10 protein-coding genes and 1 pseudogene are annotated in these 18,073 nt (G+C 38.0%); 8 read left to right on the top strand and 3 right to left on the bottom strand.

The window, feature by feature from the left end; translation table 11 throughout:
* Nucleotides 1-76: 76 nt before the first annotated feature.
* Nucleotides 77-316 (bottom strand): hypothetical protein, encoded by a 240-nt coding sequence (locus GQR42_RS20075; RefSeq protein ID WP_158201326.1) that lies wholly within the window; start codon nt 314-316, stop codon nt 77-79.
* Nucleotides 317-347: 31 nt separating this feature from the next.
* On the opposite strand from GQR42_RS20075, the gene GQR42_RS20070 reads away from it, so the two are divergent.
* The 8 genes and pseudogenes from GQR42_RS20070 to GQR42_RS20025 form a co-directional block, all read left to right on the top strand.
* The gene (locus GQR42_RS20070) at nt 348-1,340 is read left to right on the top strand and encodes a DUF4351 domain-containing protein (protein ID WP_158201325.1); all 993 of its coding nucleotides are present in this window, start codon (nt 348-350) and stop codon (nt 1,338-1,340) included.
* Nucleotides 1,341-1,669: 329 nt separating this feature from the next.
* Nucleotides 1,670-1,915 carry a UPF0175 family protein gene (locus tag GQR42_RS20065; protein ID WP_158201324.1) on the top strand — a complete coding sequence of 82 codons (246 nt, stop codon included), beginning with the start codon at nt 1,670-1,672 and terminating at the stop codon, nt 1,913-1,915.
* On the top strand, nt 1,912-2,409 hold the full coding sequence (locus GQR42_RS20060; protein WP_158201323.1) for a DUF3368 domain-containing protein: 498 nt from the start codon (nt 1,912-1,914) through the stop codon (nt 2,407-2,409). The genes GQR42_RS20065 and GQR42_RS20060 overlap by 4 nt, the downstream gene beginning before the upstream one ends.
* Nucleotides 2,410-2,829: 420 nt before the next feature.
* On the top strand, nt 2,830-7,128 hold the full coding sequence (locus GQR42_RS20055) for an FG-GAP-like repeat-containing protein (protein WP_158201322.1): 4,299 nt from the start codon (nt 2,830-2,832) through the stop codon (nt 7,126-7,128).
* Between the two features lie 121 nt (nt 7,129-7,249).
* Complete coding sequence (locus tag GQR42_RS20050) at nt 7,250-8,107, top strand: IS5-like element ISMae4 family transposase (RefSeq protein ID WP_002732125.1); 858 nt, start codon at nt 7,250-7,252, stop codon at nt 8,105-8,107.
* Nucleotides 8,108-8,349: 242 nt separating this feature from the next.
* Nucleotides 8,350-14,937 (top strand): FG-GAP-like repeat-containing protein, encoded by a 6,588-nt coding sequence (locus GQR42_RS27925; RefSeq protein ID WP_371731324.1) that lies wholly within the window; start codon nt 8,350-8,352, stop codon nt 14,935-14,937.
* A 79-nt stretch (nt 14,938-15,016) separates the two neighbouring features.
* Nucleotides 15,017-15,235 (top strand): hypothetical protein, encoded by a 219-nt coding sequence (locus GQR42_RS20030; RefSeq protein WP_158201321.1) that lies wholly within the window; start codon nt 15,017-15,019, stop codon nt 15,233-15,235.
* Nucleotides 15,236-15,899: 664 nt separating this feature from the next.
* Nucleotides 15,900-15,977, top strand: a pseudogene (locus GQR42_RS20025) (Uma2 family endonuclease); the annotation flags it as partial.
* Between the two features lie 3 nt (nt 15,978-15,980).
* Here GQR42_RS20025 and GQR42_RS20020 read toward each other — a convergent pair.
* Together GQR42_RS20020 and GQR42_RS20010 are read right to left on the bottom strand one after the other, a co-directional pair.
* Entirely contained in the window at nt 15,981-16,124 is a 144-nt protein-coding gene (locus tag GQR42_RS20020; RefSeq protein ID WP_233271093.1) for a hypothetical protein, read from the bottom strand.
* A 376-nt stretch (nt 16,125-16,500) separates the two neighbouring features.
* A complete protein-coding gene (locus tag GQR42_RS20010) occupies nt 16,501-18,057 on the bottom strand; it encodes an AAA-like domain-containing protein (protein ID WP_158201320.1) in 1,557 nt (518 codons plus the stop codon).
* Between the last annotated feature and the right edge of the window lie 16 nt (nt 18,058-18,073).

The following is an 18,073-nucleotide window of genomic DNA, read 5'->3' as shown; positions in this document are numbered from 1 at the left end:
CCATCGCAATTTATGCCTTTATTTAGAAAACGGGTTTCTCGAAGAAACCCGTTTTCTGCAAACGCCATCGCATTAATTATGAGTTATGACTTAGGGTATTAGTGATCGCCTTTTGGCAATCATCCGCTAAAATTGTCCTTGTCCGGTGATCGCCTTTTGTCCATGACAAGGGGTAAGATTGCTTCGGAGGGTTTTTAGTGGAAAGAGAAAGGTTAACGCAGGAAGCATCCCCCTCTTCTCCTAGGTTAAGGGGTGAGGTCATAACAATCCGTTGCCAAAACCAACTTTTCAGAATATAATAGAGAAGAGTAGTCATTCATCACTCAGATTAGTTAAGATGATATTACATGACTAATAATATTGACCACGATCGCTTATTTAAGGAGTTAATCTCCACCTTTTTTATCGAATTTATTGAGTTGTTTTTCCCTCAATTGATGGATTATTTAGATAGGGACTCGATTACTTTTTTAGACAAAGAAGTATTTACCGATGTCACGGAAGGAGAAAGACATGAAAGCGATTTAGTCGCACAAGTTAGGTTTCGAGGAAAAGAATCTTTTTTTCTGATTCATGTAGAGGCACAGGAAAGTTCTCGAAAATGGTTTAACCGGCGAATGTTTACTTATTTTGCTCGCTTTCATGAGAAATTTGTCTTACCGATTTATCCGATTGTAATTTTTTCTTACCCAAAGCCAAAAAGAGAAGCGATTAGTCAGTATGTGGTCGATTTTCCTGATTTTAAGGTCTTAGAATTTAACTATCAAGTAGTGCAATTAAATCGATTAAATTGGCGAGATTTTCTCAATCAGACGAATCCGGTTGCTTCAGCTTTGATGGCCAAGATGAACATTGCCGAGAAAGAGCGAGCCAAGGTTAAGGCGGAATGTCTGCGCTTGTTAATTACTTTAAGGTTAGATGCGGCGAGAATGCAATTAATTTCTGGATTTATTGATACATATCTCAATCTAAATCCGGTCGAAGAGATACAATTTCAAGAAGAGATTAGCACATTTAGTGAACCTGTACAGGAGGGAGTTATGCAAATTACCACCAGTTGGATGCGTCAAGGTATTGAACAAGGTATTGAACAAGGTATTGAACAAGGTATCGAACAAGGTATTGAACAAGGTATCGAACGGGGTATCGAACAAGGTATCGAACGCGAAAAAACATTGATTCTTCGCCAACTTAAACGCAAGTTAGGAGAGATTAATCCTTCCTTAGAAACTAAAATTATGCAGTTAAGTATTGATGATGTCGAAGTATTAGGAGAAGCTTTATTCGATTTCTCTACGGTTGAAGATTTAATCAATTGGTTAAATACTTTAACTGCTTAGTTTACGTTAGCGATCGCATCTTCGCCATGACAAGGGGTAAGATTGCTTTGGGGGGGGGTTTTTAGTGGAAATTATCCCCCTCGTCATCACCCGCTAAAATTTTCATAGTGAGGGAGTAATTCAGAGATAAGCTTCATCTCAACACCATTATCGAGAAAACGGGTTTCTTCAAGAAACCCGTTTTCTCGAATTCCAAGGGGTAAGATTGCTTCGGGGAGGTAATTTCAGTTAACAGTTAACAGTTAGAAGTGAGGTCTGCCAAAGGGAATTGACAGACGGCAAAACATAGGATAGCATTTGTATAATTCTTATCAAAATACGGAGAAAATATGACTCTAGTTATTTCCCAAGAAGTGATTAAAGCAAGTGGTTTATCAGAGGATGAACTGTTAAAGGAGATTGTTATTATGTTATTCCAACAAGATAAGATTAGCTTAGGAAAAGCGAGTGAGTTATTAAGTATTAATCAAATCAAGTTTCAACGGCTGCTTTCTGAACGAGGAATTTGTATTCACTATGATGTGGCTGAGTTTCAGGAAGATATTAAGCATTTAAAAGAGAAAGGTTGGCTATGATTATTATTAGCGATACTTCTCCTCTCAGCAGTCTTGCTCTTGTTGGTTATCTATCAATCTTAAAAGATATTTATACTAATGTTATTATTCCCCAAGCAGTTGCCAATGAATTGGCTAATTTGACTGAGGAAGATATCCCGATTAAAGCGATAGTTTCTCTGAACTGGATACAGGTTCAACAAGCCGCTAATTTGGAACTTGTGGCTTGTTTGAGGAATGACTATAATTTAGATATTGGCGAAGCAGAAGCAATCGCTCTTGCTTTGGAATTAAAGGCGGATGAATTGTTAATTGATGAACGTCTTGGCCGGAGGGAGGCTGTGCGTTTGGGGTTGTCAATTACGGGGGTTCTAGGAGTTCTTTTAATCGCTAAAAATAGAGGATTGATTTCTAAGGTTCAACCCATAATCGATGCTCTAATACTCCAAGCAAATTTTCGCATCAGTCGTCAACTTTATGAGGAGGTTTTGCGAACTGCAAATGAATTAGATTAAGTTGTGATTTTAGAAAACGGGTTTCTTCGAGAAACCCGTTTTCTGGACTTCTTGCGATCGCATCTTCGCCATGACAAGGGGTAAGATTGCTTTCGAGGGGGTTTTTAGTGGAAATTATCCCCCTCGTCATCACCCGCTAAAATTTTCATGGTGAGGAAGTAATTCAGAGATAAGCTTCTGTATATAATATAGGCAACAAGCAGAAGCTTGGCCAACTACAGATCACCAACCACTGGCTAAACCTGAAGTTGCAAGAGCGATCGCCCAAGATTTTACTCAACGGCGATCGCTACCAGTCCACTGGAAGCGCCTGAAGGGAAACCAGTCTCTAAGTCAGTTTCAATCGGCTATTTACTCTATCGGTTAGTTAACCTAATCTCAATCAATCAAATATTTTCACTTTTTCTGGAGTGATAAATTATGCTTAATAATCCCGGAGTTTTAGCGTTTAGTACCCCGACTTATTCGATTACTGAAAACGGAACTCCTATAACTCAAGTCACTGTTACTCGCACGGGGGGAAGTGATACGGAAGTGAGTGCGACGATTACTTTAAATAATGGTACAGCAACCACAGACGATTATAATAATACCCCCATTAAGGTTACGTTTGCTCATGGGGATAGTGCGCCTAAAATTATTACGATTCCCATTAAGGAAGATAGTCAATTTGAGGCGGTGGAAACGCTTAACCTATCGTTAATTAATCCGACTAATGGGGTGACGATTGATCCACAAAATACGGCAATTGTCAAGATAATTGATAATGATAATTTTGTGTTTACTAATACTGATATTCAACCGACGAAACTGGAGCAGTTAACGTTACCGATTCCGACGGCGTTGAAGCAGTATGAAACCCTCAGCAGCGAATTGGATAAAGCGAAGGTTAAGCTAGATACGACAGAGGAGCAGTTAACGTTAGCTAATGATGATTATTCCTTTGCGAAGGAGACGTTTGCAGGGAGTCTAAGTAAGCAGAAGTCTTTAACGGAAATTTTGCAGAATTTGGGGGATAAAAAGACGGCTTTAACTTCTAGTTTTACTCAATCTAAAACACAAAACGAGCAAAAACAGAAAGATATTCAGAAGAATATTGATAATGCTTCCACTCGTTTGAAGGCTGAAACGAATGCGGGTCTAAAAGATGGGATTCAGAAGGAGATTAATGGTTATCTGATTCAGATTCAGGAACAACAGAATTTACTGTCAATTGCTACGACTAAGTATGATCAGGAGTTAGCGGTTATTGACTTCCAAATTAGTGAATCTAATCAGGATTTACAAGCACTTACCAGTAATATTATTCCTAAGCAAGTTGAGGAATTAGAGAAAAAAAATCAGGCTTTAGTGGCTGTTAAAACGGCTTGGGAAGCTAATAAGCAAGCTGTGACGGTTGCGGATAAGGCGTTAGGAGATTTTCTGACGGATTATGCTTTTTTGAAGACTCAGGATTATTCGTCTAAGTTTTTGCAGGATACGGTTAATAGTCTTAATCAAAAAATTAGTAATCTTCAGACTAATTTAACAAGTTTGAAAAATAGTAATGGTAATGGTTCAAATTCTGAGATTTCAGCTTTAGAAAAGGCGATTTTAGAGAAGCAGAAAATAGTGGGAGAGGTGCAAGATTATCAGAAAACGGTGTTAGCAGGTGAGGTGGAGTTTAAGCAGGAATTGGAGACGAGAAAGGCGACTTCTGCGGATCATCTAGCTTCGGTTAAGGTGGCTTTGGGGAGTAATAATATTGAGAGTTATGTCACTTTAAGTAGTCAATTGGCTAATCAGTTAAAGGGGTTAACAACTGTTTGGGTGGATGATTTACAGGATAATCATAATCTAACGATTAAGGTGTGGAATGGGTTGCAAGCTGAGTCTCAGGCGTTTGATAGTTTGACGAGTTATATTGATGAGAATTTGGCGACTCCTTATGGGGATTATTATCTGAATGAGATTCAGTTGGATGAGGCGTTACAAATTCAGGAGTCAACCGTAAGACGGCGGGATGCTTTGGCGGATAGTGTTAATTTTGTGACGGATGCGCTGTTTTTGGCTAAGAAGCAGTTACAGGAGTATCAAGATTTGGCGAAGTTGAGTCAGCATTATTCGGATTTGACAAGTTTGGAAAAACAGTACACTATCCTAATAAACGCTAAGGAAAAATTAGCAAATGAAAAAGAACTGTTATCTTCTGGTAATATCGATCAATATAAACAGATAGGAAATGAAGTTATTAACGTAGCAAATTTATTACAAAATAATTTTAAGGATAACCCTAATTATTTACAGACAAGCAATAGTTTAGACAAAGCAATTAAACAATATCAAGATTTAGCCAATCAAATAGAATATACTCCATATATTTTTAATCTAAGCTTTAACCAATATCTAAATCCAATTAACACATTATCAATTAATGAAAATCCTGATAATGCCTTGATAGGTGATTTTAATGGGGATGGCAAAGATGATCTTTATTTTACTTGGCGAAGTAGCGGAAGAAATCGTCTTTATTTAAGTAATGGAAAAGGTGGTTTTACTCAATATTTAGATTCAATTAGTACGTTAGCAATCAATGAAAGTCCTGATAATACTTTAGTAGATGATTTTAATGGAGATGGCAAAGATGATGTTTATTTTATTTGGCGAGGTAGTGGAAAAAATCGACTTTATCTAAGTAATGGACAAGGTGGTTTTACTCAATATTTAGATCCTATTGCTACAGGAGCAATTAATGGACATGATAATTCTTTAGTAGGTGATTTTAATGGAGATGGCAAAGATGATGTCTATTTCTTTTGGAGAGGAATGGGGGTTAATCGACTTTATTTAAGTAATGGACAAGGTGGTTTTACTCAATATTTAGATCCTATTGCTACAGGAGCAATTAATGGACATGATAATTCTTTAGTAGGTGATTTTAATGGAGATGGCAAAGATGATGTCTATTTCTTTTGGAGAGGAATGGGAGTTAATCGACTTTATTTAAGTAATGGACAAGGTGGTTTTACTCAATATTTAGATCCTATTGCTACAGGAGCAATTAATGGACATGATAATTCTTTAGTAGGTGATTTTAATGGAGATGGCAAAGATGATGTCTATTTCTTTTGGAGAGGAATGGGAGTTAATCGACTTTATTTAAGTAATGGACAAGGTGGTTTTACTCAATATTTAGATCCCATTGTTACAGGAGCAATTAATGGACATGATAATTCTTTAGTAGGTGATTTTAATGGAGATGGAAGAGATGATGTCTATTTCTTTTGGAGAGGAATGGGAGTTAATCGACTTTATTTAAGTAATGGACAAGGTGGTTTTACTCAATATTTAGATCCCATTGTTACAGGAGCAATTAATGGACATGATAATTCTTTAGTAGGTGATTTTAATGGAGATGGAAGAGATGATAATTTCTTTCATTGGAAAGCTTCAGGAGCAAATGGACTATATCTTAGTCCTCTTCCAATAATACATAGTGAAGGAATTCAACTTTTAATCAATCAAAGTAATTTAATTGTTAATAATTATTTTGGATATATTAATCCTAAATTAATAGATGAATTAGATAAAAAAATTACCAATACGATCCAAGATTTAACGCTTCAGATTGATTTAACCAATGATCAACAAGAACAATGGTTAGAGACGAATTTACAGAAGTATATACAACAAAAACAGAGTAATATTTTAGGAAGCAGTCCAAACCAAGATCAATCAATCTCAAACATCCAATCTCTCCGCCTAGAAACTGCATATTTAACCCTACAAGCAGAACAAAATTCAACTAAGTTACAGAGTTATTTATTAGATTATTTTAATCCCACTGGTGATGGAACATTTTCGGAATATATCAACACGGCATCGGGAGGGTATTTCATTGCTGATACAACAGGAAAAGATTTAGGAGAATTTGCTGATATTAATGGGGATGGAAAACAAGATTATGTTGTGGTATGGAATAGTGGTGGTAAAAGAAATTTAGCCACTTATTTAGCTAAAGCAGATGGAACATTTTCGGAATATATCAACACGGCATCGGGAGGGTATTTCATTGCTGATACAACAGGAAAAGATTTAGGAGAATTTGCTGATATTAATGGGGATGGAAAACAAGATTATGTTGTGGTGTGGAATAGTGGTGGTAAAAGAAATTTAGCCACTTATTTAGCTAAAGCAGATGGAACATTTTCGGAATATATCAACACGGCATCGGGAGGGTATTTCATTGCTGATACAACAGGAAAAGATTTAGGAGAATTTGCTGATATTAATGGGGATGGAAAACAAGATTATGTTGTGGTATGGAATAGTGGTGGTAAAAGAAATTTAGCCACTTATTTAGCTAAAGCAGATGGAACATTTTCGGAATATATCAACACGGCATCGGGAGGGTATTTCATTGCTGATACAACAGGAAAAGATTTAGGAGAATTTGCTGATATTAATGGGGATGGAAAACAAGATTATGTTGTGGTATGGAATAGTGGTGGTAAAAGAAATTTAGCCACTTATTTAGCTAAAGCAGATGGAACATTTTCGGAATATATCAACACGGCATCGGTAGGGTATTTCATTGCTGATACAACAGGAAAAGATTTAGGAGAATTTGCTGATATTAATGGGGATGGAAAACAAGATTATGTTGTGGTATGGAATAGTGGTGGTAAAAGAAATTTAGCCACTTATTTAGCTAAAGCAGATGGAACATTTTCGGAATAGACCTCTTGCATAATTTTTTTATGGTATAATATAAGGTTTTGCTTTTTTCTCAATTCTTAGATTGAAGTGGAAAAAAGAATAAAATGTGATCTTAGGTCAGGAAATCATCTATAATTTTGCTATGTTTATTAGCAAAATTATGGATTATCAAAACTTATCAGATGAACAATTCAAACGCCGTTTCGGTGTGTACAAACAAACATATAGAAAGATGGTAGAATCAGTAAAAAGTGTTGAAGCCGACTCTAATTCACCATCTAAAAGGGGACCGAAACCTAAACTATCTATAGAAGAACAAGTTTTAGTAACGTTAGAATATTGGCGAGAATATAGAACATATTTTCACATTGGTACAAGCTGGGAACTATCAGAATCAACTATATGTCGGATTGTAAATAAGACGGAAAAAATGCTTTTACAATCGGGAAACTTCCGTTTAAAAGGAAAAAAAGCTTTACTCAATCAAGCAGAGATACCGGTCATAACGGTAATGGATGTAACGGAAACTCCCATTGAACGCCCCCAAAAGAAACAGAAAGATTTTTTTTCGGGTAAAAGAGGTTATCATACTTTAAAATCCCAATTAGTAGCTGATCAAAATACAGAGGAAATTATCTGTGTCTTCTGTGGGAAAGGTAGAGGTCATGATTTTAGTTTATTTAAAAAAAGTCGAGTTCGTTTTCATCCTTTAACTACCAGCATAGAAGACAGTGGTTATCAGGGAATAGCTGCATACCATAGTAATAGTTATACACCGAAAAAGAAATCGAAAAATAGAAAATTAACAGAGTTAGAAAAAGAGTATAACAAGGCTTTAGCTAAAGAAAGGATTATCATTGAACATATAAATAGGAAACTCAAAATCTTTAAAATCTTATCCTGTAAATATCGGAATCGTCGTCGAAGATATAGTTTAAGAGTTAACTTGTTGGCGGCTATTTATAACTGTGAGTTAGGGATAGGTATAGCAGCTTCTTAAAAGTTGCCTAAAGATTAATCAAGTCAAGGAGAATTTATTCTCAATTTTTATAATTGAGATAGTTTGTGCCGCTTAAATAAAGAGGTTTTGATAACCAAATTAAAGCAGCTCTAAAGAGTTTTGAGTTAAAAGTTAAACTTCAAGTTTTTATTCAGGACGAATGTACTGATTAACTAATTTTTTGGGGAAAATTAGTTAACCCATCATTATAACATATAATTAATTTGCAAGAGTTCTAATATATCAACACGGCATCGGGAGGGTATTTCATTGCTGATACAACAGGAAAAGATTTAGGAGAATTTGCTGATATTAATGGGGATGGAAAACAAGATTATGTTGTGGTATGGAATAGTGGTGGTAAAAGAAATTTAGCCACTTATTTAGCTAAAGCAGATGGAACATTTTCGGAATATATCAACACGGCATCGGTAGGGTATTTCATTGCTGATACAACAGGAAAAGATTTAGGAGAATTTGCTGATATTAATGGGGATGGAAAACAAGATTATGTTGTGGTGTGGAATAGTGGTGGTAAAAGAAATTTAGCCACTTATTTAGCTACAAAAAACCTCGAAAATCTCCGTAATCAATATTACCCCGAACTCAACAACCCCACCACCCTCGCCACCCTCCAACAACAAATCAGCGACCAACAAAACCAAACCCAACAACAAATCGACCAACTCAAAAACAGCATCAGCCAAAAACAAGCCGAAGCCGCCGCCTCCATTTCCCAAGCCGACTGGTATCAAGAAAAATCCGCCTTCTATTGGGAACAAAGCCGCAAACAAGGACCCACTTGGACAGAATGGCGTAGCTATAAAAAACGCGGACTATTTAAAAGTAAAACTGAATGGACAGCTATCACCCACGTTGACCACAACTGGATAATCTGGGACACCTACACCAAACAAGCCACCGCCCTCCGACAACACGCCGACCAACTCCTCAAAGGAGTCCAAACCGACACCCTCAACAAAGACACCACCACCACCATCCTCGACCAATGGAACAAAGCCAACACCGTCGCCAATGAAGCCGCCCTCAGCCAAAGCGAATTTATCCACCTCCTGCAACAACTCGAAGCCGAAAGAAAACTCAGCGAAGATAAAATCGCCCAAATAAACGACTGGGAAAAACTCCTCCCCATTCTGCAAACCCAACTGCAACTGGCAACCCAAGACGCAGCCACCGCCACCACCAACGTCCAAAAAGAAACCAGCGAATATCAAACCAGCAAAGACAACTACCTAAACGCCCTCAACAGCGTCCTGCAAAAACGCGCCGAACTGCAAACCCAAACCCAACTCCTGCAACAAGACATCACCGCCGCCAAAAATTGGGCAATCCAACAAACCACCGACCTCGCCGACGAACTTACCCAAACCCAAACCCTCATCACTCAACTCCAAAGCCAACGGCAAACCATCGCCCAACAACTCACCACCGCCACCGGAGACAATAAAGACACTTTACTCACCCAACAAGCCCAATTAGACCAATCTATCCAACTTCTCACCCAAAAACAAACCGTCCTCACCGCCCAACAAGCCACCCTCACCCAAAAACAAACCCTCCTCTCAACCCAAGAACAGGTACTCCTCACCGAGTATCAACTCCTTGATGCCACCCTCGCCAGCCCCGACAAAGACACCAGCACCCTCGAACAACAACTCACCGACACCCGTAAAACCCTCGCCGAAGTCCAAAAACTGGCAGAACAAGCCGAAGCCAGCAGCCAGGCCCTTACCGCAGTCATGGAAGACCTGCAAGCCTCCCTCTTGCTGCAAAACGACAAATATCTCTCCGCCATCAAAGACAAACAACAGGCACTCAAAGGACTACTAGAAGCCACCGAACTCGAAAAAAACTACACCCTTCAAGCAACTACTAAACGCCAAACCCTCAACGGCATCGAAAGCCAACTCCTCACCATCCTTAAACAAGCCAACGATGCCGGAAGCCAAGAAGCCGCCAAACTCCTCGAAGTTGCCAACGCCAACAACATGGCTACGGCTGCCGAACTCTATTACAAAGACTATCGAGACTTAGCCAGCGATAAAGGGGGCGGTTGTTCGGGAGGAATCGCCCGCCCGGAAGATTTACTGTTAGCCGACAAATATTATGCCCAAATGCAGGAATATCGGCAATTACAACAACAGGCACAACAACAAGTCAGCCAGTTTACCGCCTTGCGCCAAGCCGCCGAAAGTCAAATTACCCTCTTAGACGGACAAAAAGCCCTCGCCACCCAAGAATTGGCACAACTTCAGCAAAGTATTGGCAACTCTCAACAAGCGATTGAGGCCCATAAACAAGAAATTGCTGTTGCCGAATTTCGCATTGATGCCCTGTCCCAACTCAAAGACTGGACAAATCAAACTTTATTGCAAGTCCTTTCCGTTGAAAAATTCAATTTGGCACAGGCACAATTAGAACAGGAAATCGCCAAAAAACGCGGTCAATTGATTGATGATGCCGTTGCTGCACAGTTAGAAAAACAACGGTTAGATATTCAAAGAGACCGTCAAATTGCTGTTACTAAACTTGAACAACTAAACCAGCTTAATACCGAAGAAGCTCTACAGCAAGCGATTAACAACCTCCGCACCGATTTAGGCATTAATCCCATTGAAAATATCATCACCCAAGCTGACTATAAAGGACAACTCGCTGGCATCTTAGCTGATTTAGATGCCCTCAAACAAAAACAGCCCAACTTACCCAGTGAATTGCAGAGCATATTAACAGCAACTCGTCAAGATATTAATGCAGCTTTACAGGGGAAAGAAGCAGCAACTATTCAGGATAATTTACTGAAGACAGTTGATGGTTTAATTGAACAAAATAATAAACTGAACGCAGAAATTACTAAATTAGACCAAGAAGAACAGCAATATTTAGGCATTCTGAAACAATCAGAAACCGACCTAAAAGGTGCGAGTAAAGCTCTTTATGATGAGATTCAGAAGACAGGAGTATTAGACCAAGAGAAAACATTACTCAATCAGCAGAATTTAGAGATACTTTATAAGATTGGTTATGCTCAGGGTGCAGTTACTTTATCTGATGATTTGGCGCGACAATCTCAACAGCTTTTGAGTCAGATTATTGAGGGGCGAGTTAAAGAAAGAGAAATCAGAAAGAAAGCCTTTGTCAATGAAGTTTTAGGGACTGCTACCCTGATAATTAGCACTATTGCTGTTGTTATGACCGCAGGTGCATCCTTAGCTGCTGGTACTCTCGTTCAGACGGCTCTTAGCACTACTTTATCAGCAGTTAGTGCATCTTTAAGTGCTGTTCAAGCAGCTTACAATGGAGATTGGCAAGGAGCAATCTTTAATGCAGGAATGGCAGTTATTAGTGCTTATACCGCTGATCTTCAGTTTTCTAAGGAAGCAATTCGCGCCTCTGAAACTCTTAGTCAAACTGAACAACTGGCACAAATAGCAAAATTAGGATTAGATGACGGTATTCAATATTATCAAAATATTAATACTGTAGCATCTGGTCTTTATTATGGTTATAAAGCCATTGAGTCGGGAGATAATCTAACAGGATTATTGAACCTTTTTAATGCTGCTATTCCTGTGTCTGGCTTATCTGAATATAGTTATTTATCACAAGCAGCTTTAAGTGTTAATTCTGGCGTTCATTTAGCCGAAGAAGATAATTGGTTAGCTGCAACATCTAGTTTCTTAAATGCTGCGGTGACACTAGGAAAAAATTTAGATTTTATTGCTAACAATACCTTAGCAAGCGAAGTCACCGATATCCTTCGTTCTGTTGAACTATCGGTAAACTTAGTCGCAGGAATCAACACAATAGCAGATGACGGAAGCTTGGAAGGATGGTTACAAGGGATTCAACAAATAGCCAATGGTGCGATTAATTATAGTAAATATGAACTACCTAAAACTTCTCCTATTGAACTTGAGTCTATTGATCAAGAAACTATTAAACAATTAGCAATTAAGATAACAGCAAATAGCCCAAACTCAGAATCACTAAACGTCAAAGAAGTAGAAGAAGTTTTATCTGGTATAATACAGCGTATCAAAAATTTCGATTTTACTCAAATGTCATCTAGTAATTTTACTCAAGAGGAATTACAGCAGACATTTTTAAGTTGGATTATTTTTAATCCAAAAGTAACAGCACAACAACTAATAAAGACAAGCAAACTGAAAATAGGAGATTTCCAAACTGACCTAGAAAAACAAGAGAACAAGTATTTTCAGGATAAGTATCCAAACTATGAAAGTTTTTCAGCACATCAAGATGCTAGAGCTATTTTACACTTTTTAACAGGCATTCCCGTAGAAGAAATATCAAAGCATCAAGCAGGACTAGGAATTACTGGGATAGTGGATTATGGTTTAAATGTGGAAGCCACCTTAAGTGATAAATGGAGACAAAGAACAGCATTCCATGATGTTACTTCTACTCTCGACCTTAAATTTAATGAAGAATCTAATCAAACAAACATAAAAGTTCCAAGTTATAATAAATCTGTTTTTGGAATTGAGAGTATAGTATTGTCAGCAATTACAGGAGTTGGAATACCTGGAACAGTTGAAGAAATTTTTGATTTTGATTTAGAAGCAACAACTGGTTTAGTAGATATTCTCTTTCAATTAGCGATTAAACCTATTACTTGGACAACAACGCAGATAGATCCCTTGATCGTTGATTTAGATAACAATGGAATCAAACTCATTAATCTTGATAATTCTTTAATTCGTTTTGATATTGATGCAGATGGTTATTCAGAAAATGTTTCATGGACAAATGACGGATTATTAACTGTTGACTTAAACCATGACGGTACAATCAATAATATTACCGAAATCTTCTCAGAATACTTTAAAGACGGATCAGCCAATAGTGGACTAGAAGCCTTAAAAACCTACGATACTAACAATAACGGCATAATTTCCAGCACAGATACCCAATTTAATCAAATTCTCGTCTGGCAAGACCTAAATCAAGACGGTATCAGTCAACCCAACGAACTAAAAACCCTAGCACAACATAATATTACCAGTATTAACCTCAATGCGATCGCATCTGAAAGCATCCAAGACGGCAATATTATCAAAAAACGCTCATTCTTCAACCGCGCTGATGGTACTGGAGGGGAAATCTCTGATGTCGCCTTCCTTGTCACTCAAACCGGCTTTAAAGTCATTCAAACCGCTACAGGTATCCAAATTGTCGCAGAAAATGATCAAGCTGCCTCCTTATTAATTCATAAACAAACAACCCCATTAAATCTTAATATTGCTACCGCTAACGTACAAGTGGCCAGCGGCAACACCGGTAACGATACCCTCTACACCACTGACACCCGTAATGTCTTCCTTTCGGGAGAAGCAGGTAACGATAAATTGACAGGAAATAGCGGAAATGACTGGTTAATCGGCGGTGAAGGTGCAGATCAAATCATAGCAGGTGCAGGAGACGATTTACTTTACATCGACGCACAAGACACCAAAATTGACGGAGGCGACGGAACCGATATTTCCATTGTCACCACACCTAACGGAATTACCCTAGATTTAGGTACAACTAAATTAGAAATGGCACTAGGTAACGATGGTAACGACACCTTCACCAACAGCAGTGCATTTAGTGTCACTATTGATGGAGGCAAAGGCGATGATAGTATTCAAGGGGGAACTGGCAAAGGAGAAATTGATACTTTTACAGGAGGAATTGGACGAGATACATTTATCCTCGGTGATAAAACTTGGATTGGCTACGATGATGGAAATATAACCTCCGCAGGTGACAACGATTACGCCTTAATCACTGATTTTAATCCCACAGATGATATTATTCAGCTTAACGGTTCAAGTAGCGACTATCTGTTGACAGTTTCAGGTGCTAATACCAACCTCTACATCAACAAACCTGGAAATGAACCTGATGAACTTATTGCCATCATCAACAACAATAAAGCATTAAGTCTCACAGCCAGTTACTTTAGCTATGTTTCCGATACTATTTTTCACACACCAGTGGAAGCAGTTGGTAACACCAAATTAGTCAAAGACACAACTAACAAACTCTACACCCAAATTGGTAATAACAATCCCATCGCCATCAATATAAGTGGGACTCAGATTACCACAGATATCTATTCAGGTTGGCAAACTCTAGCAGCAGAAACTGTCAACGGAGTCAATCAAGTTTTATGGAAATATAACGATGGTAATTATCTGCATCTGTGGAGTTTAGATAATAACTGGAATTGGCAATCTTCAACCGGATGGTGGGGATTAAACTCATCGGAAGCTTTCACCCAAGAAACCAACTTCCAACAAGACTTTAATAGTGATAATCAGATTGGTAATCCCTTACCCAATATAGCTAGTAGTCTAGCAGTTTCTGCTAACGTCCCAGAACCCATTATCGGGTCATCAAACGATGATATTATCACCGGTACTGCGGACAATAATATTCTAATTGGTGGCTTAGGTAATGATACCATAACGGGAGGCGCAGGTGGCGATCGCTTCACCTTCAACAACCGCAATGAAGGGATTGACACAATTACTGATTTCCTCTCCAGTCAGGGGGATAAAATTGCTGTCTCTGCTGCGGGTTTTGGCGGTGGTTTAGCCGCAGGAGTTGCGATTACAACCGCTCAATTTGTGTTAGGAACAACTGCATTAAATGCCAGCAATCGCTTTATTTATAACATAATTAATGGGGTTCTTTCCTTCGATGCTGATGGGACAAACATATTAGTACCCGTTCAAATTGCAACTCTTAGTTCTAAACCCAGTATTTCCGCCTCTGATATAGTTGTATTGGTTTAAGGTTAATTCTCTGTCCTCTGTGTCTCTGTGGTTTTTATTAGATAATACAACAGATATTGTAGGGTTCGTTAGGCAGCTCTTGAACCGAACAACCGCCAATTATGATGAACCCTGGAAAGAAGCATTAAGCGAGTATTTTGAAGAGTTTTTATGCTTTTTCTTTCCCGAAGTTCACCAATTAATTGATTGGACAAAAATTCCTGAATCCCTAGAAAAAGAACTCAGAGGGATTACCGCTCTTATCGAAGAAAGGGCGTACGCTATACGCCCCTACCAATCACACCACGCACGGCGGTAGGGGCGCAACGCTTGCGCCCATAATGTAACAGGGTGAACATTATCCCTAGAAAAAGAACTCAAAGGGATTACCGCTCTTATCGAAGAAAGGGCGTACGCTATACGCCCCTACCAATCACACCACGCGCGGCGGTAGGGGCGCAACGCTTGCGCCCATAATGTAACAGGGTGAACATTATCCCTAGAAAAAGAACTCAAAGGGATTACCGCTCTTATCGAAGAAAGGGCGTACGCTAGAAACCGCCGAACGGAGTCAGGAGTTTCAGGCTTTGTTGCCTTCTTTTTTATACTAGCGTATGTACTATAAAAAGGATAATGCCAGGTTTTTGAATGTCCCAATCCTATTTTCGCAGCATGAACATCGGATTTTAACAGGTCAAAAAGCCTTATTTTAAAAGGGTTTTACCATTATTCAGCCAGCCCTAATTAATTTTTGAGGGTTCAAAAACGTCAAAAATAAGGATTAAATGGCATAAAATATGTAAATAGACCATTTAATTGATTATTATTCATTCTTAATTCTCCTGACTACTGACTCCTAATCCTAACAACAATTTTTGATTTTTACAAAAGGTCTGATAATTTGGTATTCTCAAAAGGTTTACTGGCTATGGTATGATTAAGGGTAGTTTGTCAGACTATGATATTTTTCAAATGATATCAAGATAACTACATTGATTGAACGAGAAGCAGAACCAATTTTAATTAGTGACTTAACCTGGAGAGAATTTAAAGCTGTTGAATAGCTAATCGAGCGCCCAAGAAATCTTGCGGGTTCTGGGTTTTCGATTATAACACCCATTAATCAAGGCATTTTCTACAATTTCTGCTCCTGTTTCATCTCTAAGATAAGCTAAAAAGGCAGCAGCATCTAACACAGATTTATTCACTTAAATACTCCTGTCTGCGTTCTTGAATAAGTTCATCTACTAAATTTCTATCAGGTGATTTATCTTTTAATAAACCTCTTAATTTTTTAACTTTTTGTTTGAGGCTGACTAATTGGAGTTTGCCGCTATCTTCCAGAGTTAAGATTAATCTATCTCCAGATTCTCAATTAAGAATTTGTTGGATTTCTTGGGGTAAAGTTAAACGTCCTTCTGGTTCAATATCAAGTGTGTATTGTTGAGAAATTGATGAATTAGCAACTGTCATAACTTTATATTTCCTTGTTTTCTACCTATTTCTAGTTTAGCAAAATTCTAAAAGTTAATCCTGTAGGATGCGTTAATGAAATGTAACATAAACAGTGAGTTTTGGAAACACTCACGCCCGAATCACAGTAATTTTCCGTTGATTTTCCGTCACCACAACCTCAGTTGATAACCTTTCTTCCATTGGTAAAGCATTTTTCCGCCTATCAAAGATAAATAACCAACCAAAATCTAATCCCAAACGTCCTAAATAAGATTCTAATTGTTCAATTCCATCAGCTTGAGGATCACGTTTTTTATCCCGCCATACTTTTAATTCAATCCCTAAAATTACATCTTTATAACGCAGACATAGATCCATTCTATCACTACCAATTGCATATTCCCTTTCTAAAACTCCCCCACCATTAACCACACGATGTAAAAAAGCCATTAATACTATATGGGGGGCAATTTCATGATAGCTTGTACTACCTAATAACGGTTCGACCTGTTGTCGCCAAAACTTGAGAAATGCTGTTAATAAACCATCAATATTTAATTCACCCTCTGGGGTTAACCAAGTGGGTGCAATCATTGGTAAAGAAGCCATTGGTGTCACCGTTAACACCCTGGGTAACACTTCCCGATAAATGGGATTAGCAATAGTTAATCCTCCATAAGGGTGCATTTTACATAATCCTAAATCAATGACAAATTGAATATCATCATTCGGGATATTTCCTAATTCTAAACCTGCTAACATTGGTTCAATAATAGCTTTTATTCTTGGTTCTCTTAACCGTTCAGCTAAACTATCTAAATGAGTATCTTGACGAGCAATTAATATTTCTTTAGCTGTTAAAATATGTTCTTTTGTAATAGCAATATTTCTATCTTTTACCATTTTTTCTACAATTTCTTTAGCTAAAGCATTGACTAACCAAGGTTGTCCTTGAGTTAAATCATAAGCTGTTTCTATTGCTTCTGGTGTAAAATTTTGTCCTGTTGATGCTGTATGTTGTTGATATAATTCTCCCACTTCTGCAAGATTAAAATTTCGCATAGTCAGAGAAGCAACTTTTATATTAAAAGGACTAGATGTATTTAATCTATCACTAGCACCAGATGCTACTTTATAATCTCTCACATCTCGTAAACCAATTAATCCTACTGAGGTCGGGAAATTTTCTGGACGATTAGGAAAACCATCTCTTAACTGTCGTAAAACTGATATTAATGTTTGGTCTTGTAAAGAGTCGATTTCATCTATAAATAATACTATGGGACGATTGATAGCTTTTGACCAACCTCTTAAAAAATCATTAATTCTATTTCCTGGTTCTTCCTGTTGCCATTGTTTAACAGGTGGTTGCAATTCTTTGGGTAAGCGGATATTTATTGTATTATACCAAGTTCCTAAAATTGCTAATTCTGCGGCAGTAGGATCATGATTAAATGCACTTCCTACTTCCACTGACACCATGACTGCGGCATAATTTCCCGTATCGGTAAGTTGTTTTGCTAGGGATAACATGGCTGTGGTTTTCCCTGTTTGTCGTGGTGCGTGAAGGACAAAATAACTACGTTGTTGAATTAGCTCCTCTAAATCTGGTAATCTGACTGTGGGAGAGAGCATATAGTGGATATCGTCTTGACAGGGACCGGCAATATTAAACCAGCGAGTCATAGAATTTTGGTAATAG

This window comes from Microcystis aeruginosa FD4, assembly GCF_009792235.1.
In the GTDB taxonomy this organism is placed as follows: Bacteria; Cyanobacteriota; Cyanobacteriia; order Cyanobacteriales; family Microcystaceae; genus Microcystis; species Microcystis viridis.
Note: the sequence above shows the minus strand (reverse complement) of the source record. Positions and strands in the feature narration are given on the sequence as shown.

What these genes read in the sequence shown, in the direction of transcription:
- GQR42_RS20050 (WP_002732125.1), top strand. Translation starts at nt 7,250, where the DNA reads ATGTTTATTAGCAAAATTATGGATTATCAAAACTTATCAGATGAACAA.
- GQR42_RS20065 (WP_158201324.1), top strand. Translation starts at nt 1,670, where the DNA reads ATGACTCTAGTTATTTCCCAAGAAGTGATTAAAGCAAGTGGTTTATCA.
- GQR42_RS20060 (WP_158201323.1), top strand. Translation starts at nt 1,912, where the DNA reads ATGATTATTATTAGCGATACTTCTCCTCTCAGCAGTCTTGCTCTTGTT.
- GQR42_RS20010 (WP_158201320.1), bottom strand. Translation starts at nt 18,057, where the DNA reads ATGACTCGCTGGTTTAATATTGCCGGTCCCTGTCAAGACGATATCCAC.
- GQR42_RS20070 (WP_158201325.1), top strand. Translation starts at nt 348, where the DNA reads ATGACTAATAATATTGACCACGATCGCTTATTTAAGGAGTTAATCTCC.
- GQR42_RS20075 (WP_158201326.1), bottom strand. Translation starts at nt 316, where the DNA reads ATGACTACTCTTCTCTATTATATTCTGAAAAGTTGGTTTTGGCAACGG.
- GQR42_RS20055 (WP_158201322.1), top strand. Translation starts at nt 2,830, where the DNA reads ATGCTTAATAATCCCGGAGTTTTAGCGTTTAGTACCCCGACTTATTCG.